This is a genomic window from Brevundimonas sp. UBA7506 (genome assembly GCF_002479495.1).
Taxonomy (GTDB): Bacteria; Pseudomonadota; Alphaproteobacteria; order Caulobacterales; family Caulobacteraceae; genus Brevundimonas.
In genome coordinates this window covers 193,892-219,309 of sequence record NZ_DLNQ01000008.1, presented here as the reverse complement: position 1 = coordinate 219,309, position 25,418 = coordinate 193,892, and the positions used below count along the sequence as shown (strand labels likewise).

The following is a 25,418-nucleotide window of genomic DNA, read 5'->3' as shown; positions in this document are numbered from 1 at the left end:
AGCACCTGTTCTGGTTCTTCGGTCACCCCGAAGTCTACATCATGATCCTGCCGGGCTTCGGCATCATCTCGCACATCGTCTCGACCTTCTCGAAGAAGCCGATCTTCGGCTACCTCGCCATGGCCTACGCCATGGTCGCCATTGGCTTCATCGGCTTCATCGTGTGGGCGCACCACATGTACACCGTGGGCATGAGCATCAACCTGCGCGCCTACTTCGTGGCCGCGACGATGATCATCGCCGTGCCGACGGGCGTGAAGATCTTCAGCTGGATCGCCACCATGTGGGGCGGCTCCATCACCTTCAAGACGCCCATGCTGTGGGCGATGGGCTTCATCTTCCTGTTCACCCTCGGCGGCGTGACCGGCGTGGTCCTGTCGAACGCCGGCATCGACTACAGCCTGCACGACACCTACTACGTCGTGGCGCACTTCCACTACGTGCTGTCGCTGGGCGCCGTCTTCTCGATCTTCGCCGGTTTCTACTACTGGTTCGAGAAGATGTTCGGCGTGAAGTACAACGAGTTCCTCGGCGCGACCCACTTCTGGATCATGTTCGTCGGCGTGAACCTGGTCTTCTTCCCGCAGCACTTCCTGGGTCTGCAGGGCATGCCGCGTCGTTACATCGACTACCCGGAAGCCTTCACCTACTGGAACCACATCTCGTCGGTCGGCTATCTGATCACCATCGTCGGCGTCGCCGTCTTCCTGGTGATGCTGGCCGAAGCCGCGATCCGTCGCCGCAAGGGCGAGGCCAATCCGTGGGGCGAAGGCGCCACCACCCTGGAGTGGACCCTGTCGTCGCCCCCGCCGCACCACCAGTTCAACGAACTGCCGGTGGTCAAGGCGGACAACCACTGATCCGATCCGGATAACCCTGGAGAGGCCGCCCTTTCGCAACCGGAAGGGCGGCCTTCGGCTTTTTATGACCATGACCGACCGCCCCACTCGCGAGACCCCCCTCGTCACCACCGCTCAGCCGGAAGACTTCTTCCAACTGCTGAAGCCGCGCGTCATGTCGCTGGTGGTCTTCACCGCCGTGACGGGCCTGGTGGTCGCGCCGGGGCATCCCAACTTCCTGTTGGCCGCCATCGCCGTGCTGTGCATCGCCGTGGGGGCCGGGGCCGCCGGCGCCCTGAACATGGCGCTGGAGGGCGAGACCGACGCCCTGATGCGCCGCACGCGCGGCCGCCCGGTCGCGGCGGGCCGCGTCCGCAAGAATGACGCCATGGCCTTCGGCGTCGTCCTGTCGATCTTCTCCGTCATGCTGCTGGGCATGACGACCAACTGGCTGGCCGGCGGTCTGCTGGCCCTGACCATTGTCTATTACGCCGGTTTCTACACCCTGCTGCTCAAGCGCCGGACGCCCCAGAACATTGTGATCGGCGGCGCAGCGGGCGCCTTCCCGCCGGTGATCGGCTGGGCGGCGGTCACCGGCGATGCGCCCTGGCAAGCCTGGCTGCTGTTCGCCATCATCTTCCTGTGGACCCCGCCGCATTCCTGGGCCCTGGCCCTCTATTCGGCCGGCGACTACGCCAAGGCGGGCATCCCGATGATGCCGGTGGCGCGCGGCGCCAGGTCGACCCGTCTGCAGATCCTGATCTACACCCTGATCTTCGTGCCGGTGGCCATCGCCCCGGCCTTCCTGGGGCTGGGCGGCGTCGTCTATCTGGCGGTCTCGGTGGCCGGCGGCCTCTTCTTCCTGGCCCTGGCGATCCGCCTGTGGCGCTCGCGCGCCGGCGACCAGCCGGACAAGGTCGAGGCGGTGGGGCGAGAGGCCGCATTGTACGACGTCCGGGCCGAGGCCAAACCGGCCCGTAACCTGTTCGCCTTCTCCATCCTGTATCTGATGGCGCTGTTCTCGGCCTTGCTGGTCGAGCAGCTGCCGGGCCTGGGAGCCTGACCGCGTGACCCGTCCGAACTTCATCAAACTGACCGACGAACAAGTGCAGGCGCGCAAGCGTCGCAACGTCGCCATCGCCCTGGGCCTGGTCGGCTTCATCGTCCTGGTCTTCATCGTCACCGTGACGAATCTTCAGCGCAACACCGAGGCTCGCAAGGCGGCCGAGGCGGCGGCTGCGGCGACGCTGGAACGGGCCGACCCCGCTCTGCCCGCGCCGGTCACGGTTGAGGGGGCGCCGGTCTCGGGGCCGACGCAGTGAAGGACCGCAAGAACCTCGTCGCCTTCATCTGCGCCGCCGTGGTCATGGGCATGACGGGCGCGGCCTTCGCCGCGGTGCCGCTGTATCGCCTCTTCTGTCAGGTCACAGGCTTCGATGGCACGGTGAAGAAGGCCGAGGCGGCGCCGACGCAGATTCTGGACCAGAGCGTCCTGATCCGCTTCGACACCAACGTCCGCAACCTGCCGATGGACTTCAAGGCAGAACAGATCAGCCAGCGGGTGCGAATCGGCGAGACGGGCATGGCCTATTTCAAGGTGACCAACACCTCGGACCAGCCGATCCACGCGACGGCGGCCTACAACGTCGTGCCCGAACGCGCCGGACCCTACTTCCAGAAGCTGCAGTGCTTCTGCTTCGAGGGCCAGGAAATCGGTCCCGGCGAAACCAAGGAGTTTCCGGTCCAGTACTTTGTGGCGCCCGAGATCGCGACGGACGCCGAGTCCAAGGGGGTTCGCGAAATCACGCTCAGCTACACCTTCTTCCCCACCAAGGGCTTCCAGCAGGCCGCATCCGGTCAATCTGCTACTGGCAAAGCCGGGTAGCGGACGCTATAGCCCCTGTAAGAACGATCTCTCGCCTTAATTCAGAGACCCTGGAATGGCCGACGCGCACGCGAAACCGCAACACGATTACCACCTGGTGGACCCGAGCCCCTGGCCGCTGATCTCGTCCCTGGCCACCGTGGTCATGTTCGTCGGCGCGGTCATGTGGATGAAGGGCCTGTTCGGCCTGCCGGAAGGCACCAAGTGGCTGTTCTTCGTCGGTCTGGCGGGCGTCCTGTTCGCCATGTACGGCTGGTGGGCGGACGTCATCAAGGAATCCAAGAAGGGCGACCACACCCCGGTCGTCTCGATCGGCCTGCGTTACGGCATGATCCTGTTCATCGCCTCGGAAGTGATGTTCTTCGTCGCCTTCTTCTGGATGTTCTTCGACATGGCGCTCTTCACCGAGTCGCGCGCCATCATCCCTGAAGTCGGCAACTGGATGGACACGGGCAAGTCGTGGTCGACCTGGCCGCCCAAGGGTGTCGAACTGCTGGACCCGTGGGGCCTGCCGCTGCTGAACACGGTCATCCTGCTGCTGTCGGGCACGACCGTCACCTGGGCGCACCACGCCCTGCAGGTCGGCGACCGCAAGGCCGCCAAGCTGGGTCTGCTGATCACCGTCCTGCTGGGCGTGCTGTTCACCGGCGTTCAGGCCTATGAATATCACCACATCCTGCACGAGGGTTACTTCTTCAACGAAGCCGCCGCCAACTCGAAGCTCTACGGCTCGATCTTCTTCATGACGACCGGCTTCCACGGCTTCCACGTCCTGGTCGGCACCATCTTCCTGGCCGTCTGCCTGCTGCGTCTGCAAGCCGGTCAGATGACGCCGCAGAAGCACTTCGGCTTCGAGGCCGCCGCCTGGTACTGGCACTTCGTGGACGTGGTCTGGCTGTTCCTGTTCGCCTTCGTCTACGTCACCTTCGGGTGAAGACGGGCGAACCAGCCTCTGCACTTCAAACGGCGCGGGACGAACAGTCCCGCGCCGATTTGCTTGGGGCCCAGGCGATCCGCGCCGGGCTCCAGGGCCTCTGTCCCAACTGCGGGCGGGGGCCGCTGTTTCAGGGCTTCCTGAAGGTCCGCCCGACCTGCGCCGTCTGTGGCTATGACCTGGCCTCGGTCGAGACCGGCGACGGCGCGGCGACCTTCATCATGCAGATCGCCGGCTTCCTGGTCGGGTTTTCGGCCCTGGCGGTCGAGATCACCTGGCATCCCCCCATCTGGCTGCATCTGATCATCTGGCTGCCTCTCGTCGCCGCCCTGGCCCTGGGCCTGATGCGGCCCGGCAAGGGGCTGATGACCGCCCTGCAGATGCTGAGAACCCGAGATCCGAAATGACGTCCGCCGCCCGTCCCCGTTTCCCCATTATCCTGACGATCCTCGCCGTCCTGCTGCTGGGCGTCCTGCTGGCGCTCGGCGTCTGGCAGGTGCAGCGGATGCAATGGAAGGAAGGCCTGATCGCCGGGGCCGAGGCCGCCGCCGGCCAGCCGCCCCTGCCGCTGACCGAGGCCCTGAAGCTTGAGAACCCCGAGTTCCGTCGCGTCCTCCTGACCTGCCGCGGGCTGGCGGCGGCGCCCTATGTCGAGCTGCAGTCCATCGAGAACAGCGACGCGGGCGTGCGTCTGGTCTCGGCCTGCGCGGTCGAGGGCGGTCCGACCCTGCTGGTCGACCGCGGCTTCGTTTCGGCCGAGACTTCGGCTCGCCCCCCGGTCAACGTCGACGACACCATGCCGGTCGTCATCACCGGCGTCCTGCGCCGCGCCCCGGCCCCCAGCGCCCTGACGCCGCCGCCCGCCGAGGGCCGCTTCTATGGTCGCGACGCCGAGGCCATGGCCCGCGCCCTGAAGGTCGAGGGGCCGGTCTCGCCCTTCACCGTCTTCGCCGTCACCTCGACCAACCCCGACTGGGGCGCGCTCAAGCCCTCGGCGCCGCCCGCCGCCTTCACCAACAACCACCTGGGATACGCCCTGACCTGGTTCGGTCTCGCCGTCGCCCTGATCGCCTTCTATGCGGTGCTGCTGCGCCGCCGCATGACCCGCAAGGATACGGAATCCTGACTGCTCGCCTTCACACCCTGTCCAACGGCGTCCGCGTCGTCTGCGACCCCATGCCCGGTCTGCGGACCTTCGCCCTGACCGTCGCCGTGCGCGGCGGGGCGCGAATGGAGGACGAGGCCCGCTCCGGCTGGTCGCACCTGCTGGAACATCTGGTGTTCAAGGGCGCCGGCGACATGGGGGCGCGCGACATCGTCGAACGGATCGAGGCGGAAGGCGGCTCGATCAACGCCGCCACCGGCTATGAGCGCACAAGCTTCGAGATCCGCGCCCTGCACGGTTCGCTGCCCCTGGCCATGCAGATCGTCTCGGACCTGGTCTTCCGCCCCACGCTCGACCCCGCCGAGATCGTCCGCGAGAAGGACGTCGTGGCCCAGGAGATCGCCGAGGCCTTCGACACCCCCGACGACCACGTCTTCGAAATGGCCCAGACGCGGGCCTATGCCGGCCAGGCTCTGGGCCGCCCCATCCTCGGCACGGTCGACAGCCTGAAGGCCGCCGATCGCGCCGCCGTGGCCGACTGGCGCGCCCGGCTCTACTCGCCGGACCGCATGGTCGTCGCCGTCTCGGGCGCGGTGGACGAGAACGAACTGCTGGCCCTGGCCGAGCGCTGGTTCGGCCAGGAGGCGACGACCCCCGTCGAACCTCTGGCGCCCGCCGTCTTCGTCGGCGGCGAGGCGAAGCTGACGCGCAAGATCGAGCAGGCCAATCTGGTCTTCCAGTTGCCGACCATGGGGGCGCTGGACCCGCGCTTGCCGGCCCTGCGTCTGTTCACCGAGATCCTCGGCGGCGGCATGGCCTCGCGCCTGTTCCAGAGCGCGCGCGAGGACCGGGGCCTGGCCTACGCCATCGACGCCTATCAGGAGGCCTATGAGGACGCCGGGCTCCTGGGCATCTACGCCGGCGCCGCCGCCGAACGCGCGGTCGAACTGGCCGAGGTCAGCGCCGCCGAACTGCTGGACCTGGCCGAGAAGGGCCCGACCGAGGCCGAGCTGTCGCGCGCCAAGGCCGTGCTGAACGCCACCCTGTGGATGGCCGACGAAAGCCCCGCCAGCCGCGCGGGCCGCAACGCCGCCCAGACCCTGATCTTCGGCGCGCCGGTGTCGTCGGAAGACAGCGCCGCCCGCATCCTGGCCCAGACCAGCGACGATTTGCGCGCCGTCGGCCGCGCCATGATCGAGGCCGGTCGATCGGCCACGGCCGTGTTGGGGCCGAAGGCGGCGGGGCCGGCAGGCGGCGCTTTCACCGCTCGCCTCGCGGCCCGCTAAGTCGTGGCTGGCGTCGGCGGCGCTTCTCGGTAATCTGCCGTCATGGCCCTGTTCGACTGGATGGCCGAGGCGACCGGACCGGTCCTGCACGGACAGGGGGTCTTGCTGCGCCCGCCGCGCCCTTCCGACTATGCCGAGTGGGCCGAGCTGCGCGGCGGCTCGCGCGACTATCTCCAACCGTGGGAGCCCGCCTGGGCCGAGGACGACCTGACCAAGGCGGCCTTTCGTCGGCGCTTGGGCGTCTATGCCCGCGAGATGGAGCTGGGCACGGCCTGGCCTCTGTTCGTCTTCGATCCTGATGAAGAGCGGCTGATGGGGGCCATCACCCTGTCCAACATCCGGCGCGGCGTGGCCGAGACCGGCACCCTGGGCTACTGGATCGGCCAGCCCTATGCGGGGCAGGGGACGGGCACGGCGGCGGCCAAGGCCATGCTGGGCTTCGCCTTCGGCGCGCTGAAGCTGCACCGCGTCGAGGCGGCCTGCGTCCCGACCAACCACGCTTCGCGCCGGGTTCTGGAAAAGGCGGGCTTCAGGCACGAAGGACTGGCCAAGGCTTATTTGAAAATTAACGGCGTATGGGCAGATCATCTGCTGTTCGGCGTCATCGAGGACGAGTTCGTCCCTGACCCGGCCGTGTCCAGTTCTTACACCCGGGATTCGCTTTGAGCACACGATCCAGAGCCCTGGCCTGGGACCCGACGACGGCGATCGAGGCGCTGGCCGCCGCCGACGCCGCCCTGTGGATCTGGACGCCCGCCGACGACCAGATTCGCTTCACCGGGGCGACCCGTTCGCTGGGCCTCGGCCCGCTGGCGCCTGAATGTTCGGGCGCCGCCTTCGCTGCCCTCGCCATGCCCCAGGACCGGGCCCTGGCCGATCGCCTGCTCAAGCCGCAGGCCGAAGGCACCGAGATCGCCGTGCGCCTGCGTATGCGCGGCTGCGAGACCTGCCTGTGGCGCGGCGTCTGGCTGGAGGACGGTTTGCGCGCCGCCGGCGTCGTGGCGCTGGAGACCAAGTTCGCCGGGGCTGACCGCGACGCCCTGACCGGCTTGCTGGACCGCCGCACCTTCCTGGTCCGCGTGGCCGAGACCCTGGCCCAGCCGGGCGACTATGAACTGGTGGTGGCCGATGTGGATCGCCTGCGCCGCCTGAACGAGGCCCTGGGCCACGAGCGCGCCGATCTGGTGCTGTCGGCCCTGGGCTCGCGGCTGGCCGGGGCCTTCGCCCAGGACTGCTCGCCCGCCCGCATCGGCGAGGACGAGTTCGCGGTTCTGGCCCCGCGCAGCGCCACCAGCGCCAGCGAGCGGATGCGCGAGGCCTTGGAACAGCCCCTGCGCGTCGCCGGCTTCGACATCTATCCGACCGTCTCCATCGGCGCCGTGGCCGCCGAGGGAGGCCCGGACGCGCCGGACCCCGCCGAGCTGCTGCGACGCGTCGAACTGGCGGTGGAGCAGGCCAAGACGGCCGGGCGCGGCGGGGCCGCCGCCTATGGCCGGGCGCTGGAAACCGACAGCCTGTCGCGGCTGGCGCTGGAGTCCGACCTGCGCAACGCCTTCGTGCGCGGCGAGATCGAGCCCTTCTACCAGCCCATCGTCAACCTGAAGTCCGGCGCCGTCGCGGGGTTCGAGGCCCTGGTGCGCTGGCGCCATCCGCAGCGCGGCCTGGTGCCGCCGGACGAGTTCCTGACCCTGGCCGACGAAATGGGCCTGATGAACGAGCTGGGACTGCTGATGATGACCCAGGCGGCGCGTCAGCTGGCCGAGTGGCTGCATCGCCACCCCGCTGCGGGCAAGCTGTTCTGCAGCGTCAACCTCTCGGTCGGCGAGATCGAGCGCGACCATCTGGTCGAGGACGTGGCCCGGATCATTCAGGAGACCGGCCTGCCGCGCGGCGCGCTGAAGCTGGAAGTCACCGAGGGCGACATCATGCGCGACACCGCGCACGCCGCCGAGGTGCTGACGAAGCTGCGCGAGGCAGGGGCCAGTCTGGCGCTGGACGACTTCGGCACCGGCTTCTCGTCCCTGTCCTATCTGGCGCGCCTGCCTTTCGACACGCTGAAGATCGACCGTTACTTCGTTCTGACCATGAACAAGGACGAGGGCTCGGCCAAGATCGTCAAATCGGTCGTCAACCTGGGCCGCGACCTGTCGCTGGAAGTCGTGGCGGAGGGGGTCGAGAACGCCGAGCTGGCCGGTCTTCTGCTGGACGCCAGCTGCCACTACGGCCAGGGCTTCGGCTATGCGCCGGCGTTGCCCGCCCAGGAGGCCGAGGTCTATCTGAACGAGTCGCTGGCCGACGGCTCGGCCCCGATCAAGGCGCGCTCGGCGTAGGTTTTTCTTTCGTCATCCTCCGGCAAGCCGCGCAGCGGCGCTGACCGGGGGACCCAGCGGCGCCCGAAGGGCGACCCGAAGGGCGGCGCGTAGCAGCCAAAGACGACGGACGCGGTGCACGCAGGCAGATCGCCTTCGGCGCCGCTGGGTCCCCCGATCTCCGCTTCGCTTCGTCGGAGGATGACGGAGAGACTAGTGCTTCAGGCCCGCCCGCTCTGGGCCGACAGACGGGCGGCGTCGACGCCGAGGCCGGCCAGGGCGCGGCTCCACTTGGTCGCATAGTCGCCGTCGAAGATCAGGTCGGGATCGGCGTCGGCGGTCAGCCAGACGTTTTCACCCAGTTCCTCTTCCAGTTGGCCTTCGCCCCAGCCGGCGTAGCCCAGCAGCAGGACCGAGCGACGTGGTCCCTCGTCGGCGTCGCTCATCGCCGCCAGGGCGTCGCGGGTGCCGGTCACGGCCAGGCCGTCGCCGAACGTCAGGGTGATGTCGTCATTGGCCCAGTCGTCGGTGTGCAGGACGAAGCCGCGCTCGCGCTCGACCGGCCCGCCGATCAGCACCGCCCGCTCCGACATGGCGTCCGAAACCGGCGTGTCCAGCTTCTTCAGCACCTCGGACAGGGTGACGCCCGGCGCCGGCTGGTCCAGGCGCAAGCCCATGGCGTGCTCGTCGTCGTGGGCGCAGATCAGGATGACGGCGTGGCGGAAACGGTCGTCGTCTATGCCCGGCATGGCGACCAGAAGACGCCCGGTCAGGGAGGAAAAGGCGGTCATTCCCCCATCATCGGGCGGCCAGCGTCACGACGCAAGGCGCGAGGGAACGAAGGGCGCTTGGCGATCCTTCTTCCCGTCTCTATCTGACAATTGAACGCCGCCCGGATTCCCCGGGCCTTTCAGCCCCGGAGACCTTGCATGACCATCCAGATCGGCGACCGCATCCCCGACGCGACCCTGACCACCATGACCGCCGACGGCCCCAAGCCGGTCACCACGGCTGAACTGTTCGGCGGCAAGACGGTCGCCCTGTTCGCCGTGCCGGGCGCCTTCACCCCGACCTGCTCGGCGCGCCACTTGCCGGGCTATGTCGATAACCGCGCCGACCTGGCCGCCAAGGGCGTCGACACCGTCGCCTGCCTGTCGGTCAACGACGCCTTCGTCATGGGCGCCTGGGCCCAGGCCAATGACCTGAACGGCACGGACGACGTGGTCATGCTGGCCGACGGCAACGGCGACTTCACCCGCCAGGTCGGCCTGGCGCTGGACGCCAAGGGCTTCGGCATGGGCGAGCGCTCGCAGCGCTATTCCATGCTGGTCAAGGACGGCGTCGTCGACCAGCTCAACGTCGAGCAGGGCGGCGAGTTCAAGGTGTCCTCGGCCGAGCACCTGCTGGCCCAGCTCTGATGCTGACCGTCATGGGCTGATCCATGACGGACGTTTTCACCCCGGAAAAACGCAGCGCGGTCATGCGCCGGGTGCAGGGGCGCGACACGGCGCCCGAGCTCAAGGTCCGGCGGATGCTGCGCGCCGCCGGGATCGGCTACCGTCTGGGCGGCTGCGGCCTGCCCGGACGGCCCGACGTGGTGATGAAGGGGCGCAAGGTCGCCGTCTTCGTCCACGGTTGTTTCTGGCACGGCCACGACTGCCCGCGCGGCGCGCGAAAGCCCCAGGCCAACGCCGACTACTGGCGCAACAAGATCGACAGGAACCGCGCTCGCGACGCCCGCGTCGCGGCAGAGCTGTCTGCCGCGGGTTGGCGCGTGCTGACCGTGTGGGAGTGCGCCTTGCGCGAGCCGGGCTTCGCCGAGGCGCTGATCGCCGCCGTAAGGGACGATCAAGCGGCCGCGATCTCGGCGGTTTCGGCGCCCTCGTTCAGCACCTGGGACAGGGCTCCCAGCAGGGAGCCGGGCGTCAGCGGTTTGGAGACGAAATAGTTCATCCCGGCGGCGGTGCAGGCGGAGATGTCCTCGGGCGCGGTGTCGGCGGTGACGGCGATGACGGGCGTTGCGGCGTTGATCCCGCCTGCCGCGCGCAGGCGACGCGTGGTCTCGCGTCCATCGAGCTCGGGCATCCGCACGTCCATGAAGATGACGTCGAACGGCGCGCCCTCGCAGGCCTGAAGCGCGGCCAGACCGTCCTCGGCCATGGTGATCTCGCAATCGAGCGATTGCAGGATCAACTGGATGGCGCGGCGATTGATGGCGTGGTCGTCGACGACCAGGACGCGCAGCGGAGCCTCCGCGTGGCTGTCTTCGGGCGCCGAGGTCGTTGATTGTGCGGTCGCGGTCGCGGTCGCGGTTTCAGGTTCCGGCTCCGGCGCAGGTCGGGCGGGCGATGCCGGGGCGGCGGCAGGGCGGCTCAAGGCGCGCGTCACCGTGGCGCGAGCCTCGGGAACCAGGGTGGTGAGCGGCGCGTCAACGGCCGCCCCGCGCGGCATGACCAGCGACAGGGTGAAGATCGCGCCCTGACCCGGCGTGCTGCGCACCGTCAGCCGACCGCCCATCAGTTCGATCAGGTCGCGGCTGATGCTCAGGCCCAGACCCGATCCGCCGAAGCGCGCGGCCACGCCGTCCGCGGTCTGGTCGAAGGGCGTGAAGAGGCGGCGCAGTTGCGCGGGCGTCATGCCAGGACCTGTGTCCTCGACGTCGATCAGCAGAACATGGGCGTCGTGCTCGTCGGGCCAGGATTGCAGGCGCAGGGTGATGGACCCGGCATCGGTGAACTTCATGGCGTTCGAGATCAGGTTGTTCAGCACCTGGCGCAGGCGCATGGCGTCGCCGCGCACCATCCGGGGCAGGAGGCGCGCCCCCTCCATCCGCAGGCGCAGGCCCTTGGCGCGCGCCGGCCCGGCCCACAACCGCGCCGTCTGGGACAGCAGCAGCCGCAGGTCGAAGTCGCGAACATCGACGCTCATCCGTCCAGCGTCGAGGCGGGCGTGGTCGAGCAGGTCGTCCAGCAGCTCTTTCATCATCAGGCCCGCGTCGGTGATCAGAGCCACCTGTTGGCGCGCCGAGCCGCCGCCGCGTTCCAGTTCCTCGGCGCCGGTCAGGATGGCGCTGATCGGGGTGCGCAGGTCGTGAGCCACGGCGGCCAGAAAGGCGCCGCGGCTGGCCATGGCGGCCTCGACTTCCACCCGTTTGCGGTCGGTCTCGATCCTGGCCAGGGTTTCGGCGCGATTGGCGCGGAACAGGTGCCGCCGCGTGTTCAGGCAGAAGACAGTGTAGGACAGAATGGCCACCGACACCGCGGTCACGATGTGCGGCGCAGCGCCCATGCGGGACATGAACAGGGGCGTCAGAGCGAAGATCGCCAACTGGGGCAGGACCGTGCAGGCGAAGATCCGCATCGAGCCCGCCGACATGATCACCGAGTTGATCATGCCCGCCGACAGCAGAACCGAGGCCGCGACCCCGCCCATGGCGCCGCCGACGATCCATAGCGGCACCGCCATGACGCCGAAGAAGCCGGCGTTGAGGATGAGGATCAGGTCGCCGTACACGCCGCGCCATCCGCTGGGCTCAACGACCTTGCCGGTCGTCACGGGTGCGAAGACCTCGGCCTCCAGAAACTGAATCAGGGTGTAGACGACCAGCCATGTCGCGCAGAAGCGCCAGCCCAGCATGGGACTGAACACCAGGGCGGTCGCGGCTCCCATGACGATGCGTTGCAGCATCGCCTTGCGGCGCTGGCGGATTGCGGGCGCCCAGATGGTCGAGGCGTCGGCGGCGGTTTGCGTCATGCGACTTTCCGAGCAGGCGAATTCGCCTATCGGAGCGATGATGCCGCGCTTGCCCTAATGCTCCGTCAACGGCCGGAGCCGACGGCGTCGGAAAGGTCGGCGAAGCCTTCGGCGCGAAGGCGGGCGGCCAGATCGCGCTTGATCGCGCCGACCAGACCCGGCCCTTCGTAGATCAGGGCCGAATAGACCTGGACCGCCGAAGCGCCGGCGCGGATGCGGGCCCAGGCGTCGGCGCCGCTCTCGATGCCGCCGACCGCGATCAGCGGCAGCCGCCCGGCGGACGCCTCGGCGGCGGCTTCCAGCGCCTTCTGGGCGAAGGGCTTGAGCGGCGCGCCTGACAGGCCCCCGGCCTCGCCCGCATAGCCGGACTTCAGCGTGGGGGGGCGTTCCAGCGTGGTGTTGGACACGATCAGGGCGTCGATGCCGTGGGCGATGGAGGCCTCGACGATCATGCCGATCTCTTCGCCGATCAGGTCCGGCGCGATCTTGAGGAAGACCGGGGCGCCGTCGGAAGGGCGGGCTTCGTTGATGCGGCCCAGCAGGTCGTCCAGCGCCTCGCGGCCCTGCAGGGCGCGCAGGCCCGGCGTATTGGGCGAGGAGATGTTGATGGTGAAGTAGTCGGCCAGGCCCGCCAGGCGGCGAAGGCCGGCGACATAGTCCGCCGCCTTGTCCTCGGTGTCCTTGTTGGCCCCCAGATTGGCGCCGATGGGCGTGCGCTTCGGACGATGGGCCAGACGCGCGGCGAAGGGCTCCAGCCCCTCGTTGTTGAAGCCCATGCGGTTGATGACGGCCCGGTCTTCGGACAGGCGGAACAGGCGCGGCCTGGGGTTGCCGGGCTGGGCGCGCGGCGTGACCGAGCCGCATTCCACCGCCCCGAAGCCGAGGCGCGACAGGCCCTCCAGAGCCTCGCCGTTCTTGTCCAGACCGGCGGCCAGACCGACCGGGTTGGACATCTCCAGCCCGGCGAGGCGGGTCTTCAGGATCGGATCGTCGGCGCCGGGGGCGGGCAGGGGCGTGACCTGCAGGGCGCGGATGGCCAGGCGGTGCGCCGTCTCGGGGTCCATCTGGCGCAGGAGAACGGCGCCGAGGTCGGTCAGGCTCATGGCTTTTCGCTCAGGATCATTTCGCCGTCGGCTGTCACCGACAGGGCGCGCACGCCCCGCGTCGCCTTCACCGGCAGGGGGCCGTAGATATGCGGAAACAGGGCGCCGCCGCGCGACGGCTCCCAGACCAGGGTCTCGCCCAAGGCCGTCAGGTCGACCTCGACCAGCATCAGGTCGTTCTGGCCCGCGTAGTGCTTGGCGGCGGTCCCGGCCAACTGGTCGGCGGCGGACAGGTGGATGTAGCCGTCGGCGTGGTCGACGGGCGAGCCGTCATAGGCGCCCTCGGCCAGGGTCGCGCGCCAGTCGGCGCGGCTCAGGATCTTGAAGGCCGTGGTCGGCAGGGCGTCGGTCATTTTTCCAGATCGTTCGGCGTCAGCCAGCCTTCGTAGGTGGGGCGTCCGGCGACATCGACGCTGAAGACGGCCGCCGCGCCGGTGGGGAAGCCGCCGCTCATCTTGTCCAGCACGCTCGGCGACGCCGCGCTCTCGATCAGGTACTCAACGGCCAGCTGATGCACGCCCGGATTATGGGCCACCAGCAGCAGGCATCCGGCCGTGTCCTCGGCCGCCTCGACCGCGCGGCGCAGCACGTCGGAGGACGCGTTGTAGAGGGCGGGCGACAGATGCACCTCGACGTCGCCCATCGCCTCGCTGACCTCGTCCCAGGTCTGGTGGGTGCGCCGGGCGCTGGACACCAGGGCCATGTCGGGGCGCAGGCCGCGCTCGGCCAGGGCCCGCCCCATGGCTCGGGCGTCGTGGCGGCCGTGCTTGGACAGGGGGCGGTCGACGTCGCCGCCGGGGGCGCTTTTCTCGGCCTGGGCGTGACGCATGATGATCAGTCGCTGCATGGGGCTCGCCTTAAGGCCGTTTGCGTGCGCCGACCAGAGCATGGGCGGGCGTCCCATGGTCGCGCGAAGCGGGCGAGGGGGTCAGGGCGGGGCGCGGCGCCAGAACCGCCTGGGCCAGACCTTGCGGCCGGATGCGGGCGTAGGACTGGCGTGTGGCCTCCAGCATGATCAGCCCGGCCATGCCCGGCAGCATCCAGCGGCCGATCTGCTCTACGCCTTCGGCCATCGGCAGCAGGGGCCGCCACGGCGGAACATACAGGGCCTGGGACCAGGCGGCGGGCTCCAGCCCCACCTCGCGCACCAGCCGCTCCAACTGACCGCGCGTGAAGGGGCGCCCGTGGCCGAACGGGGTGGTCTCGGCCCGCGCCCACATCCCGCCGCGCGCCGCCGTGGCCAGGATGATCCGTCCTGCGGGGGCCAGGGCGCGCACCGCCTCGGTCAGCAGGGCGCGGGGATCGTCGGCTTCCTCCAGCGCATGGACCAGCACGATGCGATCGAAGGTTCCGGCGGCGAAGGGCAGGCGTTTGTCATCGACCAGCACGGTGCGGTTGCGCCCGCCCGTCGTCCACAGCTCGGCGCCCTGTCCGCCCGGCATGGCGGCGATGACCCGCCGCGCTCCGACGAAGCCGTCCAGCCAGGGCGTGGCGTAGCCCAGGCCCAGAACGTCGCAGCCCTCAGCCTCGCCCCAGGCGTCCTCCAGCCTTCGCGCCAGCACGCGCCGCACCAGCGCCCCGGTCGGCTCGCCGTAAAAGGTGCGAAGATCGTCGATGCTGCGCCGCATGGATGCATTATGGCTGAAATCGCGATGAATGTCGGCCATCGCCGCCCTATATCCGCTCAGCCCGGCGAAGGTCGGGCTCCAGCGAGAGCTTCAGCCGCCCTGTCGAGAGGGCTTTCTGATCGGAGACCGCCCATGACCCTGACCGTGCGCCAGTTCGCCTGCCTGTCCGACAACTACGGCTTCCTGATCCGCGACGAGGCCACGGGGATGGTCGCCGCCGTCGACACGCCGGACGCCGAGGCGATCCTGGCCGAGATCGAGGCTTCGGGCTGGGGGCGGCTGGACCTGATCCTCAACACCCACTGGCACCCCGACCACACCGGCGGCAACGAACGGCTGAAGGCCGAGACGGGCTGCGAGATCGTCGGCCCCGAAGAAGTCCGCCGCGCCGCCCCTTTGGACCGCGTGGTGGTCGACGGCGACATCGTTCGGCTGGGCGAGACGGCGCTTGAGGTGGTGCTGTCGCCCGGCCACACCCTGGGTCACGTGGTCTATCGGTCGGTCGAGGACGATCTGGCCTTCGTCGGCGACGTCATCTTCGCCCTGGGCTGCGGTCGTCTGTTCGAGGGCACGGCCGAGCAGATGTGGGACAGCCTCAGCCGCATCGCCGCATGGCCGGCGAGCACCACCCTCTATTGCGCCCACGAATATACGGCGTCCAACGCCCGCTTCGCCCTCAGTCTCGACGACCGGCCCGAGATGCAGGCCCATGCTGAGGCGATCTTCGTCGCCCGCGAGCGGGGGCAGCCCACCGTGCCGACCAGCGTCGGGACGGAGCGCCGCTTCAACCCCTTCCTGCGCGCCGCCGACGCCGCCGACTTCACCGCCCGCCGCGCCGCCAAGGACGGGTTCAGGGGTTAGCCGCCCTTCGCCTTTCCGTCGATCAGCACGGCCTGTTGCCAGGGGCTGGGCGCCTTGTCGGTGCGGTGGATGCAGCCGACCCAGCAGCAAGGCCGCTTCTTGCCCTCCTGCAACTCTTCGACCGTGCGTTCGATGCGGCGCTGGCGTGTCTTCGGCTGCTTGGCGTCCTCGACCCAGCAGATGAACTCGTTGCGGCCCAGCGGGGTCAGGCCCGCCCAAAGCGCCAAGACCTCGGGCTCGGCCCGCAAGGCCGCCTGCAGGTCCTCTGCGGCTTCGTGGACGACGCCCTGAGGAAAATCACTCATCGAAATCTCCGCCGCGGACCGGGCCGCGGTCGGAGCTTGTTCGCCGAGCGACGCAATGTCTACTGCCGGTCTTTGCGCGAATGTCCGCTCACCGATGATGCAGACGCAGAGGCGGCTGGCGATGCCACGCCCTGGATCGCGCGACGATCTCGGCAAGGAGCGGGCGCCGGCGAGCGCGCGGGGCGGATTGCTGCCAAGGGAAAGAGAATGGTGGACGCGACAGGGATTGAACCTGTGACCCCTACGATGTCAACGTAGTGCTCTCCCGCTGAGCTACGCGTCCGCCTTTTCTGCGGCCCGTCCGACTGATGTGTCGGTGGGCGGGAAGGCGGCGTCTATAACCCGCAGTTCGCGGGGGCCGCAAGAGGCTTGTGTCTTCTTTTTTCGTATTTTTTCGTTAGGCGGCGATCATGCGTTCGACCTCGTTCACCAGGTCGCGCAGGTGGACGGGTTTGGACAGGACCTTGGCCTGGGGCGTGGCCTGGGCGGCCGACAGGGCGACGGCGGCGAAACCGGTGATGAACATGATGCGGATGCCCGGCTGGCGCGCGGCGGCGACGCGGGCCACCTCGATGCCGTCGGCGCCCGGCATGACGATGTCGGTCAGCAGCAGGTCGTAGGGACCCTGGTCCAGGGCGTCGATGGCGTCGTCGCCGTTTTCGCAGTCCACCACGGCGTGACCGGCGCGTTCCAGCGCCCGCGTCAGGAAGCCTCGAAGCGAGCCGTCGTCTTCGGCCAGCAGAATACGCGCCATGGGGTGATCTAGTCCTTGGAATATCAACGCGGAACCTAGGCGCCGATCTGTAAACTCGCGATGAAAATCCCGCTTGGGGCGAGCGCGTAGAGGGGCGCGGTCGGGGATAAAACAGTCTATGGCCAAGCCATGCGCCCCGCACTGACCGACGCGACCTTCGGCCTGACGCCTGCCCTGACGGGGCGGGCGACGCCTCTGGTGTTCGCCTCGCCCCATTCGGGCGCGGTCTATCCCGATGACATGCGTGCGGCCGAGGGCCTGTCCGAGGTTTCGCTGCGCAGCGCCGAGGACGCGGCGGTGGATCGGCTGCTGGACGCGAGCGCGGCGGCGGGGGCGGTCCTGATCGCGGGACGAATCGGCCGGGCCTATGTCGATCTGAACCGGGCGCCCGACGACCTCGATCCGGCCCTGATCCTGGATTGTCCCGAGAGGGCGCCGCCAGGGCTGAAGACCCTGGCCGGCTACGGCGTCGTGCCGCGTCTGGCGGGCGACGGGACGCCGCTCTACGACCGTCGCCTGACGCTGGAGGAGGCGAGGGGGCGCATCGCGCGGGTCCACGCCCCCTATCACGCCGCTCTGGGCGAGCTGATGCAGGCCGCGCATGACCGCCATGGACGGGCGGTGCTGATCGACTGGCATTCCATGCCTGCGCGGGCCACGGGGCCGAACGGACCGGACGTGGTGCTGGGCGACCGCCACGGGACCAGCTGCGCGGCGGGGCTGACGCGGCGTCTGCGGGGGCTGTTCGAGGCTCTGGGCTGGCGGGTGGCCCTGAACCGACCCTATGCGGGCGGCTATGCGACCCAGATCTGGGGGCGGCCGGACGAGGGTTTCGAGGCGATCCAGATCGAATTGAACCGGCGGCTTTACTGGGACGAGGCGGCGGGCGCGCCGTCGGTCGGCTGGGGTCGCTGCCAGTCGGGGCTGAACCGGGTGATCGCCGCCCTGGGCGCGGACTTCGCCGCCTGAGCCCGTCTCCAGACCAAAAAAAAGCCGCGCCCGGGGGCGCGGCATGAAAAGTCTATAGGGAGGAAACGCCCAGGAAGGGCATGACGCCCGGAGGCGTCGAAAGCCAAGTTAGGTTGCAGCGCACAAAATTTCAAGGTCCGATTATCCTTGTGCGATCACAGGCTGTTACGAAAATCCCTTTCGTCGTTACGCGACGGAAGGTCGGGCGACGACACGAATCGTTCGCGGCTGCAATAAGACCAAAGTCGGGCCTAGCTGCGTTCCAGCAGCCGTCTGGCCGTTCGCACGGCGCGCGCCGCCGGCGACCCGGCCTGGCGCCAGACCAGCAGGCCGAAGGCCGAGATCACGCCCAGAGCCAGCCAAAGCGGGCCGAACAGCCAGGCCGCCGCCGCCAGGGCGAAGTAGTAGCCGCGCACCCCTTGGCTGAAGCCGCCCAGCGCCGGGTTCAGCACTTGGGCCACGGCGTGGCCATAGGCGACCCGGTCGGTCTCGGTGTGGATCTCGGGCGCCGCGCCGATCAGGGCCAGGGCGTAGTTCATCTGGCGCAGCGACCAGATGAAGTCGAGGAAGCCGCGCGCCAGACAGACCAGAACCAGGGCCAGCTTGGCCTCCAGGATCTTCACCGGCACCGCCTCGGCGCCGACGGCGGCGAAGCCCTTCAGCGCGTTCTCGCCGCCGAACAGGATGCCGGCCACCGCTGCGATCAGCAGCAGGTTGGTTGAGGCGAAGAAGGAGGCGGAGTTGATCGAATGGCCCATCAGCTGGCTGTCGATCAGCCGAATCTCGCGATGGGTCATGGCTGTCATCCAGCTGTCGCGGACGATCAGCATGTCGTCGTTCAGCGACCCGCTGCGCCGTGCGATCAGCCCCAGGATCGGACCATAGCCGAGCCAGGCGACGAAGAAGAGGAACAGCGCGATCCAGTCGAACGGGGTCATGTCCTGTTGATGCCTTCAGTTCGGGCCATGGAGCAAGGGTGATCGCCCGCAAACAGCCCCTGAAGCTTGCTGTTCGGCGACGCAGAGCTTATCACGCGCCCCAATCTCCCCGTTCGCACCTGCAATAAGAGCGTAACATGAACATCGAAGCCATTCCGGTCGGCCCGAATGCGCCGTGGGACATCAACGTCATCATCGAGATCCCGCAAGGCGGCCTGCCGGTGAAGTACGAGATGGACAAGGAATCGGGCGCCCTGTTCGTCGACCGCTTCCTGCACACCGCCATGTACTATCCGGGCAACTACGGCTTCGTGCCGCACACCCTGTCGGACGACGGCGACCCCTGCGACGTCATCGTGCTGAACCCGACCCCGGTGGTGCCGGGCTGCGTCATCCGCTCGCGCCCCATCGGCGTGCTGAAGATGGTCGATGAAGCCGGCGGCGACGAAAAAATCCTGGCCGTGCCGGTCGACAAGCTGAACCCCTACTACACCGAGGTTTCCAGCTACCGTCAGCTGCCCGCCATCCTGATCGAGCAGATCGAGCACTTCTTCACCCGTTACAAGGATCTGGAGAAGGGCAAGTCGGTCACGGTCAAGGGTTGGGGCGACGCCGGCGAGGCCGCCGAGCTGATCGCCATCGGCATGAAGGCCCACCAGGACAAGCTGGCCAAGGCCGCCGCCGAAGCCGCCTGAGGCGACGGAGCGTCTGAATAGAAGAGGCCCCGCTGGTTCGACCGGCGGGGCCTTTCTTTTAGGGCGCTATCGCTCGCCGCGCGGCGGCTCGCTGCTTGAGCGCGATTTCTCCCTCCCCTTCATGGGGAGGGTGGCTGAGCCCGCAGGGCGAAGCCGGGTGGGGGCGGCAGGCAAATCAGCCGCCGCGCCCAGGTTCGCCACGCCCTCCCCACCCGGTCTCCGCTTTGCGTCGACCACCCTCCCCATGAAGGGGAGGGAGAGGCGTTGCTACTTGTTTCGGAACGCCGCGATGGCCTCGACGGTCTGGCGCACCTTGGCCTCGATGCCGGCCCAGTCCCTGGCCTGGATGGCCGCGTCGGTGATCAGCTTCGACCCCATGCCCGCCGCCACGATGCCCGAGCCGAACCACTTGGCGATGGAGGCCTCGTCGGGATCGACCCCGCCGGTCGGCATGATCTTGGTCCAGGGCATGGGGCCCAGCACCGCCTTGACGAAGTCCGGCCCGCCGACCGAGGCGCCGGGGAAGAGCTTCACGATCTCGCAGCCAAGGCTCTGCGCCTCCGAAATGTCGCGCACCGAGCCGCAGCCCGGCGAATAGGCGACCTGACGGCGGTTGCAGACCTGGGCCACCTCGGGAACCAGACAGGGGCTGATGACGAAACGCGCGCCCGACGCCAGATAGAGAGCCGCCGTCGGCGCATCCAGGATCGAGCCGACGCCCATGATGATGTCGGGATCAGTCTGGGCGAACTGCTTCGACAGGGCGGTGAAGGTCTCCCAGGCGAAGTCGCCGCGGTTGGTGAACTCGACGGCCTTCGCCCCGCCGCGGGCGCAGGCGCGGATCACCTCGGCGCAGATCTCCGGGTCGGCGTGATAGAAGACCGGGACGACGCCCTGGGTTTCGAGGGCGGTCAGCACGCTGAGGCGGTCGTGTCGCATGGGGTCTCCTTCAGGCCTTGAGGCCCGCAGATCGGCGGTTCCCGGCGCCCCCGTCAAGTGACACCGGGATCAACACTGGTAAGCGCCGCCTTATTCCGTCGTGGCCAGGGTCGCCAGCCGCTTGACCATGTGGCTGTCCTTGTCGGCCAGCGGGTCCAGCATGGTGAAGTGGTCCAGCCCATCCAGCACCTCGACATGGGTGTCGGCGCCCTTGCCGCCCCACTCGGCGGCCATGTGGCGGCTCTGGCGGATGAACTCGTTGCTCTCGGCCCCGCCGACCCAGCAGTCCAGCGTCCGCCCGCCCGGCGCTCCGCCGTTCGGCGCGGGCCAGTGGATCGGCGACAGGGCCCGCGCCGTCATGGCGTCCAGGCCCAGAGCCTCGTTCAGCGAGGTGTGGATCAGTGGCTCGATGTCGAACACGCCCGAGATCGCCAGCGCCGCCCGCGCCCGGCCCTCGGACAGCATGCAGGCCGCCATATGCCCGCCGACCGAATGACCAAAGACCAGGGGGCGTTTGCCGGTGCGGTCGCGCACCAGTTCGGTGGCACGACGCATCTGGCTGATGATGGCGCCGACCTTGACCGTCGGGGCCAGGTCATAGCCCGGAATGACCACGCTGATCCCGTGATCCAGCAGAGCAGGGGCGACCCAGGCGAACCAGGCCCGGTCCAGCGCCTGCCAGTAGCCGCCGTGGATGAAGACGGCGGTCGGCGCACCCGCGCCGGCGTCGAACCACTCCATCCTTTGCCGTTCGCTGGGACCGTATTCGACGGTTTCCGGTCTCAGGGCGTCGATGACGCGGGCCGAATCTTCTCGCCATCGTTTCAGGATCGCCGGGTGTCCCGGCACCCGTTCCCGATTGTTGTACGCCGCCTCGTAATCGACTGGAGGGGCCGTCAGTGTCGCCGGAGCCTTACCCATGCCGTTTCCATCCGCTATGCACCTCCGCTTGAACGGGAGGTTCCGACCATGATGACCGCCATTTTCGTCTTCATCAAATGCGAGTTGGGCTACGCCAACGACGTCGCCGCCGATCTGGTCGACAACGTTGAAAACGTGTCGGAAGTTTACTCGACCTCGGGTCAGCACGACCTGCTGGCCAAGTTCCAGCTGCCCAAGGACGCCGACATCGGCACCTTCGTCACCAAGCAGGTCCAGACGCGGCCGCACATCCGCGACACCTTCACCGTCATCACCTTCTCGCCCTTCCTGCCTTCGAAGAAATGACCGGCCTGGTCCTTCTGGCGCCGGGCCTGCCCGACAGCCTGCTGACGCCGCTGCGCGCCTCCGGCCTGACGCTTCAGACGCTGGAGGGCGCCCCCACCCCGGAACAAGCCGAGGCGGCGACCGCCTATGTGGTCTTCGGCGGCAGTCCGGCCTCCGCCGACCTGATCGATTCCCTGCCGAACCTGAAGATCATCGCTGTCCACGGCGTCGGCTATGACGGGGTGGACGTCGAGCACGCCCGTTCTCGCGACGTGGTCGTGAGCAACACCCCCGACGTCCTGACCGAGGACGTGGCCGATCTGGCCCTGGCCCTGACGCTGAACACCCTGCGCGCCCTGCCGACGGTCGAGCATCACCTGCGCAGCGGCCGCTGGGCGGCCGGCGAGCGTGCGCCCCTGACCCGCCGGGCCAGCGGTCGGCGTTACGGCATTCTCGGCCTCGGCCGCATCGGCGCCGCCATCGCACGACGGCTGGAGCCGCTGGGCGGATCGATCGCCTATCACAGCCGCCGTCCGGTGGCGGGCGCCCCCTACGCCTATCACGACAGCGCCCGGTCGCTGGCCGAGGCCGTGGACGTTCTGATCATCGCCACGCCGGGCGGGCCGACGACCGACAAACTGGTCGACGCCGAGGTTCTGGCCGCCCTCGGTCCCGACGGCGTCCTGGTCAATATCGCGCGCGGCGGGGTGGTGGACGAAGAGGCCCTGATCGCCGCCCTGACCGAGGATCGCCTGTTCGGCACCGGCCTCGACGTCTTCGCCCGTGAACCCCGCGTGCCTCAGGCCCTGCTGGACCATCCGCGCTGCGTCCTGACCCCCCATGTCGGCTCGGCAACGGTGGAGACCCGCGCCGCCATGGCCGGGCTGGTGGTCGAGAACCTGCTGGCCGTCCTGTCGGGCCGGCCTGCGATCACGCCGGTGGTTTGACGGCGGTCCTGCGCCGGGCGGCCTTGGCGGCGTCGGCCCGATCCGCCGCCTCGTCCTCGACCCCGACCTTTTCTTCCACCGCGGCCGAGAAGCGCTGAAAGGCGCCCAGGCCCACCAGCACGATCACCGCCGCCACCAGCAGGGCGGTCGGATAGATCAGCAGGGTCACGTCCTCGCGCGCCGTCTTGAACACCACCACCAGGGCTTCCAGAAAGACGGCGATGACGATGGTCGACAGGAACTTGGTCAGGCTGCGGCGGGCCTCGGCGGCGCTGCGCTTTTCCTTCTCGCGCTGGACCTCTTCCTCGAACAGGTACTTGGCCACGTCGAAGACGGCGATGGCGACGATGACATAGCCCAGCACGTCCAGCAGGGCGTCCACGCCCGAATGGTCGGGGCTGGCCACGGCGCGCGGGGCCTCGTCCATCCCCAGAAACACCAGGCCGAGCGCCAGGAGCAGCAGCAACAGGCTGGCGCCGCCGAAGACAATGCGGGTCAACAGGGTCATGGAACGGGCTCCCTCAGGTTTGAAGCAACGCTCGAACAGCCAAGGTGTTTCCGTCTCCAAGAGACCGTAGCCAATCGCAACGGATTGCTGTTAGCGTGGCGTCAGGGAAACGCAGCAAGGGCACGCTAGATGGCCGATCTGGAGACGTTCCGCGCCGAGACGCGCGCCTGGCTGGAAGCCAACTGTCCGCCTGAGGTGCGCGGGCCGCGCGACGGCGACGAGGACTATGTCTGGGGCGGCCGCAACGCCGTCTTCAAGACCCCGGCCCACAAGCTCTGGCTGGACCGGATGGCCGAACGCGGCTGGACCGCGCCGGAATGGCCCAGCGCCTACGGCGGCGGCGGGCTGAACCGCGAGGAGGCCAAGGTGCTGGCCTCCGAGATGCGCCGCATCAAGGCGCAGATGCCCCTGGCCAGCTTCGGCATCTGGATGCTGGGTCCGGCGCTTCTGGCCTTCGGCACCGAGGAGCAGAAGCAGCGCTTCCTGCCGCCCATCGTGCGCGGCGAAATTCGCTGGTGTCAGGGCTATTCCGAGCCGGGCTCCGGCTCCGACCTGGCCTCGATCCAAACCCGCGCCGAGGATCGCGGCGACCACTGGATTGTCAACGGCCAGAAGGTCTGGACCTCCTACGCCGACAAGGCCGACTGGATCTTCTGTCTGGTCCGCACCGACCCCGAGGCGCCCAAGCATCTGGGCATCAGCTTCGTCCTGTTCGACATGGCGACGCCGGGGGTCAGCACCCGCCCCATCACCCTGATCAGCGGCAAGTCGCCCTTCTGCGAGACCTTCTTCGACGACGTGCGCGTCGAGAAGGAGAACCTGGTCGGGACGCTGAACCGCGGTTGGGACGTGGCCAAGGCCCTTCTGGCCCATGAGCGCACCATGATCGGCGCCATGGGCGATGTCGGCGTCGGCCGACCCCTTGGCCAGGTGGCGACAGATGCGCTCGGCGTGGACGAGGCCGGGCGGCTGGATGAGCCGCTCTTGCGCGCCCGCATCGCCGATTACGACATCGACGCCGCCGCCTTCCGTCTGGCGATGGAGCGGGTGGGGGATCAGGTGAAGGCCAAGCAGGCCCATCCGGCCATCGCCTCCATGCTGAAATATTACGGCTCCGAACTGAACAAGCGCCGCCACGAACTGGTCATGGCGGCGGGCGGCGCGGACGCCCTGGAATGGGAGGGCGAACGCTCGAAGGACGGCACCGCCGCCCGCGACTGGCTGCGCACCAAGGCCAACTCCATCGAAGGCGGCACCAGCGAGATCCAGCTGAACATCATCGCCAAACACCTGCTGCAACTGCCGGGAGCCTGAGCCCATGCCCCTGATCCTGACCGAAGAGCAGACCATGCTTCAGGACGCCGCCGACGGCTTCCTGAACGAACACGCCCCCATCAATCATCTGCGCCAGCTGCGCGACAGCCGCGACCCCGACGGCGTCTCGCGCGACCTGTGGCGGGCCTTCGGCGAGATGGGCTTCGCGGGCGTCGTCATCCCCGAAGAAGACGGCGGCTCCGGCCTCGGCGCGGTCGAGGCGGGCGTGATCGCCGAAAGCCTGGGCCGCACCCTGACGCCCTCGCCCTTCATGGGCTCGTCGGTGCTGGCCGCGACGGTGCTGAAGGCGGCGGGTTCGGACTCGCAGAAAGCATGGCTGGGTCGGATCGCGGCGGGCGAGGCCGTCCTCAGCCTCGCCGTCGACGAAGGCCCCAAGCACGCGCCGGCGAAGATCACGACGCGCGCCGAACGCGCCGGCAACGGCTTCAAACTGAACGGCGCCAAGGGCTTCGTGCTGGACGGCCACATCGCCGACGCCCTGATCATCGCCGCTCAGACTGACGACGGCCTGACCCTCTTCCTGATCGACCCGCAGACCCCGGGCGTCGCCGTTGAGCGCACCGTCATGGTCGACGCCCACAACGCCGCGCGCGTCACCCTGACGGATGTGATGGTGGACGCCGACGCCGTCCTCGGCGCCGTGGGCGAGGGGCAGGGGCCGCTGGACACCGCCTTGATCCTGGGCCGGGCCTGCGCCGCCGCCTCCCTGGTCGGGGCCGGCGATCAGGCCTTCAGGATCACGCTGGACTACCTCAAGACCCGCCAGCAGTTCGGCAAGCTGATCGGCGAGTTCCAGGCCCTGCAGCACCGCGCCGCCCACCTCTTCACCGAACTGGAGCTGGCCAAGGCCGCAAGCCTGGCCGCCCTGCAAGCCATCGACGCGGGCCGCCCCGACGCCGAGCAGGCCGCAGGCATCGCCAAGGCCAAGGCTGGCCGGGTCGCCGAACTGGCGGTGCAGGAGGCGGTCCAGATGCACGGCGGCGTCGGCATGACCGACGAGTTCGACGTCGGCCTTTTCATGAAGCGCGTCCGCGTCCTCAACGAACTGCTAGGCGACGCCGGCTTCCACGCCGAACGCCTGGCGCGGGCGCAGGGGTTCTGACTTCCTTCTCCCCTTGA

General features: G+C 68.8%; 31 protein-coding genes and 1 tRNA gene. 19 read left to right on the top strand and 13 right to left on the bottom strand.

All coding sequences use genetic code 11. The annotated features are described in order from the left end of the window. The 10 genes from B3K53_RS08550 to B3K53_RS08505 all read left to right on the top strand — a co-directional run. A partial coding sequence (locus tag B3K53_RS08550) for a cbb3-type cytochrome c oxidase subunit I (protein ID WP_292083785.1) occupies window positions 1-860 on the top strand: 860 nt, incomplete at its 5' end. Between the two features lie 64 nt (window positions 861-924). Continuing rightward, window positions 925-1,902, top strand: a complete 978-nt coding sequence (locus B3K53_RS08545) for a heme o synthase (protein ID WP_292083784.1) — start codon at window positions 925-927, stop codon at window positions 1,900-1,902. A gap of 4 nt (window positions 1,903-1,906) precedes the next feature. After that, on the top strand, window positions 1,907-2,161 hold the full coding sequence (locus B3K53_RS08540; RefSeq protein WP_292083782.1) for a hypothetical protein: 255 nt from the start codon (window positions 1,907-1,909) through the stop codon (window positions 2,159-2,161). Beyond that, window positions 2,158-2,724, top strand: a complete 567-nt coding sequence (locus tag B3K53_RS08535) for a cytochrome c oxidase assembly protein (RefSeq protein ID WP_292083781.1) — start codon at window positions 2,158-2,160, stop codon at window positions 2,722-2,724. The genes B3K53_RS08540 and B3K53_RS08535 overlap by 4 nt, the downstream gene beginning before the upstream one ends. Window positions 2,725-2,779: 55 nt before the next feature. Then, the gene (locus B3K53_RS08530) at window positions 2,780-3,658 is read left to right on the top strand and encodes a cytochrome c oxidase subunit 3 (RefSeq protein WP_292083780.1); all 879 of its coding nucleotides are present in this window, start codon (window positions 2,780-2,782) and stop codon (window positions 3,656-3,658) included. 59 nt (window positions 3,659-3,717) lie between these two features. Next, entirely contained in the window at window positions 3,718-4,065 is a 348-nt protein-coding gene (locus B3K53_RS08525; protein WP_292083779.1) for a DUF983 domain-containing protein, read from the top strand. Beyond that, window positions 4,062-4,784 carry an SURF1 family protein gene (locus B3K53_RS08520; protein ID WP_292083778.1) on the top strand — a complete coding sequence of 241 codons (723 nt, stop codon included), beginning with the start codon at window positions 4,062-4,064 and terminating at the stop codon, window positions 4,782-4,784. The genes B3K53_RS08525 and B3K53_RS08520 overlap by 4 nt, the downstream gene beginning before the upstream one ends. Before the next feature lie 50 nt (window positions 4,785-4,834). Next, window positions 4,835-6,049, top strand: coding sequence for a M16 family metallopeptidase (locus tag B3K53_RS08515; protein ID WP_292083777.1), 1,215 nt, complete (start codon window positions 4,835-4,837; stop codon window positions 6,047-6,049). Between the two features lie 42 nt (window positions 6,050-6,091). Continuing rightward, on the top strand, window positions 6,092-6,715 hold the full coding sequence (locus B3K53_RS08510) for a GNAT family N-acetyltransferase (RefSeq protein WP_292083776.1): 624 nt from the start codon (window positions 6,092-6,094) through the stop codon (window positions 6,713-6,715). Then, on the top strand, window positions 6,712-8,379 hold the full coding sequence (locus B3K53_RS08505; protein ID WP_292083775.1) for a putative bifunctional diguanylate cyclase/phosphodiesterase: 1,668 nt from the start codon (window positions 6,712-6,714) through the stop codon (window positions 8,377-8,379). Before B3K53_RS08510 ends, B3K53_RS08505 begins: the two co-directional genes overlap by 4 nt. Before the next feature lie 200 nt (window positions 8,380-8,579). Here the strand turns inward: B3K53_RS08505 and B3K53_RS08500 are convergent, their stop codons facing one another. Beyond that, window positions 8,580-9,149, bottom strand: coding sequence for a YqgE/AlgH family protein (locus B3K53_RS08500; RefSeq protein WP_292083774.1), 570 nt, complete (start codon window positions 9,147-9,149; stop codon window positions 8,580-8,582). A gap of 138 nt (window positions 9,150-9,287) precedes the next feature. On the opposite strand from B3K53_RS08500, the gene B3K53_RS08495 reads away from it, so the two are divergent. Continuing rightward, window positions 9,288-9,776, top strand: a complete 489-nt coding sequence (locus B3K53_RS08495; RefSeq protein WP_292083773.1) for a peroxiredoxin — start codon at window positions 9,288-9,290, stop codon at window positions 9,774-9,776. 23 nt (window positions 9,777-9,799) lie between these two features. Continuing rightward, window positions 9,800-10,306: a very short patch repair endonuclease gene (locus B3K53_RS08490; protein ID WP_292083772.1), complete on the top strand. Its 507-nt coding sequence runs from the start codon at window positions 9,800-9,802 to the stop codon at window positions 10,304-10,306. Here B3K53_RS08490 and B3K53_RS08485 read toward each other — a convergent pair. The 5 genes from B3K53_RS08485 to B3K53_RS08465 form a co-directional block, all read right to left on the bottom strand. Further along, window positions 10,207-12,111, bottom strand: a complete 1,905-nt coding sequence (locus B3K53_RS08485; protein WP_292083771.1) for an ATP-binding protein — start codon at window positions 12,109-12,111, stop codon at window positions 10,207-10,209. The genes B3K53_RS08490 and B3K53_RS08485 overlap by 100 nt on opposite strands. A 65-nt stretch (window positions 12,112-12,176) precedes the next feature. Then, window positions 12,177-13,214, bottom strand: a complete 1,038-nt coding sequence (locus B3K53_RS08480; RefSeq protein WP_292083770.1) for a quinone-dependent dihydroorotate dehydrogenase — start codon at window positions 13,212-13,214, stop codon at window positions 12,177-12,179. After that, window positions 13,211-13,567, bottom strand: coding sequence for a DUF952 domain-containing protein (locus B3K53_RS08475; RefSeq protein ID WP_292083769.1), 357 nt, complete (start codon window positions 13,565-13,567; stop codon window positions 13,211-13,213). The genes B3K53_RS08480 and B3K53_RS08475 overlap by 4 nt, the downstream gene beginning before the upstream one ends. Further along, the gene (locus tag B3K53_RS08470; RefSeq protein WP_292083767.1) at window positions 13,564-14,061 is read right to left on the bottom strand and encodes a SixA phosphatase family protein; all 498 of its coding nucleotides are present in this window, start codon (window positions 14,059-14,061) and stop codon (window positions 13,564-13,566) included. The genes B3K53_RS08475 and B3K53_RS08470 overlap by 4 nt, the downstream gene beginning before the upstream one ends. Before the next feature lie 10 nt (window positions 14,062-14,071). Next, entirely contained in the window at window positions 14,072-14,842 is a 771-nt protein-coding gene (locus B3K53_RS08465; RefSeq protein ID WP_409515781.1) for a class I SAM-dependent methyltransferase, read from the bottom strand. Window positions 14,843-14,974: 132 nt separating this feature from the next. On the opposite strand from B3K53_RS08465, the gene gloB reads away from it, so the two are divergent. Then, on the top strand, window positions 14,975-15,703 hold the full coding sequence (gloB, locus tag B3K53_RS08460) for a hydroxyacylglutathione hydrolase (protein ID WP_292083765.1): 729 nt from the start codon (window positions 14,975-14,977) through the stop codon (window positions 15,701-15,703). On the opposite strand, the gene B3K53_RS08455 is transcribed toward gloB, so the two are convergent. From B3K53_RS08455 to cpdR, 3 genes are all read right to left on the bottom strand, one after another. Further along, window positions 15,700-16,008, bottom strand: coding sequence for a YdeI/OmpD-associated family protein (locus tag B3K53_RS08455; RefSeq protein WP_292083764.1), 309 nt, complete (start codon window positions 16,006-16,008; stop codon window positions 15,700-15,702). The genes gloB and B3K53_RS08455 overlap by 4 nt on opposite strands. A 208-nt stretch (window positions 16,009-16,216) precedes the next feature. Then, window positions 16,217-16,291, bottom strand: a tRNA-Val gene (locus B3K53_RS08450). Window positions 16,292-16,405: 114 nt separating this feature from the next. Further along, window positions 16,406-16,762: a cell cycle two-component system response regulator CpdR gene (gene cpdR / locus B3K53_RS08445; RefSeq protein WP_292083763.1), complete on the bottom strand. Its 357-nt coding sequence runs from the start codon at window positions 16,760-16,762 to the stop codon at window positions 16,406-16,408. A gap of 129 nt (window positions 16,763-16,891) precedes the next feature. Between cpdR and B3K53_RS08440 the strand changes: the two genes are divergently transcribed. Continuing rightward, window positions 16,892-17,731, top strand: coding sequence for an N-formylglutamate amidohydrolase (locus B3K53_RS08440; protein WP_292083762.1), 840 nt, complete (start codon window positions 16,892-16,894; stop codon window positions 17,729-17,731). Window positions 17,732-17,982: 251 nt separating this feature from the next. Here the strand turns inward: B3K53_RS08440 and B3K53_RS08435 are convergent, their stop codons facing one another. Continuing rightward, a complete protein-coding gene (locus tag B3K53_RS08435; protein WP_292083761.1) occupies window positions 17,983-18,669 on the bottom strand; it encodes a DUF599 domain-containing protein in 687 nt (228 codons plus the stop codon). Window positions 18,670-18,806: 137 nt separating this feature from the next. Here B3K53_RS08435 and ppa point away from each other — a divergent pair, with 137 nt between their 5' ends. Beyond that, window positions 18,807-19,364 carry an inorganic diphosphatase gene (gene ppa / locus B3K53_RS08430; protein ID WP_292083760.1) on the top strand — a complete coding sequence of 186 codons (558 nt, stop codon included), beginning with the start codon at window positions 18,807-18,809 and terminating at the stop codon, window positions 19,362-19,364. 267 nt (window positions 19,365-19,631) lie between these two features. Here the strand turns inward: ppa and B3K53_RS08425 are convergent, their stop codons facing one another. Both B3K53_RS08425 and B3K53_RS08420 read right to left on the bottom strand, forming a co-directional pair. Then, window positions 19,632-20,303 carry a bifunctional 4-hydroxy-2-oxoglutarate aldolase/2-dehydro-3-deoxy-phosphogluconate aldolase gene (locus B3K53_RS08425; RefSeq protein ID WP_292083759.1) on the bottom strand — a complete coding sequence of 224 codons (672 nt, stop codon included), beginning with the start codon at window positions 20,301-20,303 and terminating at the stop codon, window positions 19,632-19,634. A 90-nt stretch (window positions 20,304-20,393) separates the two neighbouring features. After that, entirely contained in the window at window positions 20,394-21,224 is an 831-nt protein-coding gene (locus tag B3K53_RS08420) for an alpha/beta hydrolase (RefSeq protein ID WP_292083758.1), read from the bottom strand. 48 nt (window positions 21,225-21,272) lie between these two features. Between B3K53_RS08420 and B3K53_RS08415 the strand changes: the two genes are divergently transcribed. Then, window positions 21,273-21,530, top strand: coding sequence for an Lrp/AsnC ligand binding domain-containing protein (locus tag B3K53_RS08415; protein WP_040347054.1), 258 nt, complete (start codon window positions 21,273-21,275; stop codon window positions 21,528-21,530). After that, window positions 21,527-22,456 carry a 2-hydroxyacid dehydrogenase gene (locus B3K53_RS08410; protein ID WP_292083757.1) on the top strand — a complete coding sequence of 310 codons (930 nt, stop codon included), beginning with the start codon at window positions 21,527-21,529 and terminating at the stop codon, window positions 22,454-22,456. The genes B3K53_RS08415 and B3K53_RS08410 overlap by 4 nt, the downstream gene beginning before the upstream one ends. Here the strand turns inward: B3K53_RS08410 and B3K53_RS08405 are convergent. Continuing rightward, the gene (locus B3K53_RS08405; RefSeq protein ID WP_292083755.1) at window positions 22,440-22,964 is read right to left on the bottom strand and encodes a GNAT family acetyltransferase; all 525 of its coding nucleotides are present in this window, start codon (window positions 22,962-22,964) and stop codon (window positions 22,440-22,442) included. The genes B3K53_RS08410 and B3K53_RS08405 overlap by 17 nt on opposite strands. A 129-nt stretch (window positions 22,965-23,093) precedes the next feature. Between B3K53_RS08405 and B3K53_RS08400 the strand changes: the two genes are divergently transcribed. After that, window positions 23,094-24,278 (top strand): acyl-CoA dehydrogenase family protein, encoded by a 1,185-nt coding sequence (locus B3K53_RS08400; RefSeq protein ID WP_292083754.1) that lies wholly within the window; start codon window positions 23,094-23,096, stop codon window positions 24,276-24,278. Between the two features lie 4 nt (window positions 24,279-24,282). Continuing rightward, window positions 24,283-25,401: an acyl-CoA dehydrogenase family protein gene (locus tag B3K53_RS08395; protein ID WP_292083753.1), complete on the top strand. Its 1,119-nt coding sequence runs from the start codon at window positions 24,283-24,285 to the stop codon at window positions 25,399-25,401. Window positions 25,402-25,418 lie beyond the last annotated feature (17 nt).

Coding starts and splice junctions, on each gene's coding strand:
- B3K53_RS08545 (WP_292083784.1), top strand. CDS start 925: ATGACCATGACCGACCGCCCCACTCGCGAGACCCCCCTCGTCACCACC.
- B3K53_RS08530 (WP_292083780.1), top strand. CDS start 2,780: ATGGCCGACGCGCACGCGAAACCGCAACACGATTACCACCTGGTGGAC.
- B3K53_RS08520 (WP_292083778.1), top strand. CDS start 4,062: ATGACGTCCGCCGCCCGTCCCCGTTTCCCCATTATCCTGACGATCCTC.
- B3K53_RS08515 (WP_292083777.1), top strand. CDS start 4,835: ATGCCCGGTCTGCGGACCTTCGCCCTGACCGTCGCCGTGCGCGGCGGG.
- B3K53_RS08510 (WP_292083776.1), top strand. CDS start 6,092: ATGGCCCTGTTCGACTGGATGGCCGAGGCGACCGGACCGGTCCTGCAC.
- B3K53_RS08500 (WP_292083774.1), bottom strand. CDS start 9,149: ATGACCGCCTTTTCCTCCCTGACCGGGCGTCTTCTGGTCGCCATGCCG.
- B3K53_RS08495 (WP_292083773.1), top strand. CDS start 9,288: ATGACCATCCAGATCGGCGACCGCATCCCCGACGCGACCCTGACCACC.
- B3K53_RS08490 (WP_292083772.1), top strand. CDS start 9,800: ATGACGGACGTTTTCACCCCGGAAAAACGCAGCGCGGTCATGCGCCGG.
- B3K53_RS08485 (WP_292083771.1), bottom strand. CDS start 12,111: ATGACGCAAACCGCCGCCGACGCCTCGACCATCTGGGCGCCCGCAATC.
- B3K53_RS08480 (WP_292083770.1), bottom strand. CDS start 13,214: ATGAGCCTGACCGACCTCGGCGCCGTTCTCCTGCGCCAGATGGACCCC.
- B3K53_RS08475 (WP_292083769.1), bottom strand. CDS start 13,567: ATGACCGACGCCCTGCCGACCACGGCCTTCAAGATCCTGAGCCGCGCC.
- B3K53_RS08470 (WP_292083767.1), bottom strand. CDS start 14,061: ATGCAGCGACTGATCATCATGCGTCACGCCCAGGCCGAGAAAAGCGCC.
- B3K53_RS08465 (WP_409515781.1), bottom strand. CDS start 14,842: ATGCGGCGCAGCATCGACGATCTTCGCACCTTTTACGGCGAGCCGACC.
- gloB (WP_292083765.1), top strand. CDS start 14,975: ATGACCCTGACCGTGCGCCAGTTCGCCTGCCTGTCCGACAACTACGGC.
- B3K53_RS08455 (WP_292083764.1), bottom strand. CDS start 16,008: ATGAGTGATTTTCCTCAGGGCGTCGTCCACGAAGCCGCAGAGGACCTG.
- cpdR (WP_292083763.1), bottom strand. CDS start 16,762: ATGGCGCGTATTCTGCTGGCCGAAGACGACGGCTCGCTTCGAGGCTTC.
- B3K53_RS08440 (WP_292083762.1), top strand. CDS start 16,892: ATGCGCCCCGCACTGACCGACGCGACCTTCGGCCTGACGCCTGCCCTG.
- B3K53_RS08435 (WP_292083761.1), bottom strand. CDS start 18,669: ATGACCCCGTTCGACTGGATCGCGCTGTTCCTCTTCTTCGTCGCCTGG.
- ppa (WP_292083760.1), top strand. CDS start 18,807: ATGAACATCGAAGCCATTCCGGTCGGCCCGAATGCGCCGTGGGACATC.
- B3K53_RS08425 (WP_292083759.1), bottom strand. CDS start 20,303: ATGCGACACGACCGCCTCAGCGTGCTGACCGCCCTCGAAACCCAGGGC.
- B3K53_RS08420 (WP_292083758.1), bottom strand. CDS start 21,224: ATGGGTAAGGCTCCGGCGACACTGACGGCCCCTCCAGTCGATTACGAG.
- B3K53_RS08415 (WP_040347054.1), top strand. CDS start 21,273: ATGATGACCGCCATTTTCGTCTTCATCAAATGCGAGTTGGGCTACGCC.
- B3K53_RS08410 (WP_292083757.1), top strand. CDS start 21,527: ATGACCGGCCTGGTCCTTCTGGCGCCGGGCCTGCCCGACAGCCTGCTG.
- B3K53_RS08405 (WP_292083755.1), bottom strand. CDS start 22,964: ATGACCCTGTTGACCCGCATTGTCTTCGGCGGCGCCAGCCTGTTGCTG.
- B3K53_RS08400 (WP_292083754.1), top strand. CDS start 23,094: ATGGCCGATCTGGAGACGTTCCGCGCCGAGACGCGCGCCTGGCTGGAA.
- B3K53_RS08395 (WP_292083753.1), top strand. CDS start 24,283: ATGCCCCTGATCCTGACCGAAGAGCAGACCATGCTTCAGGACGCCGCC.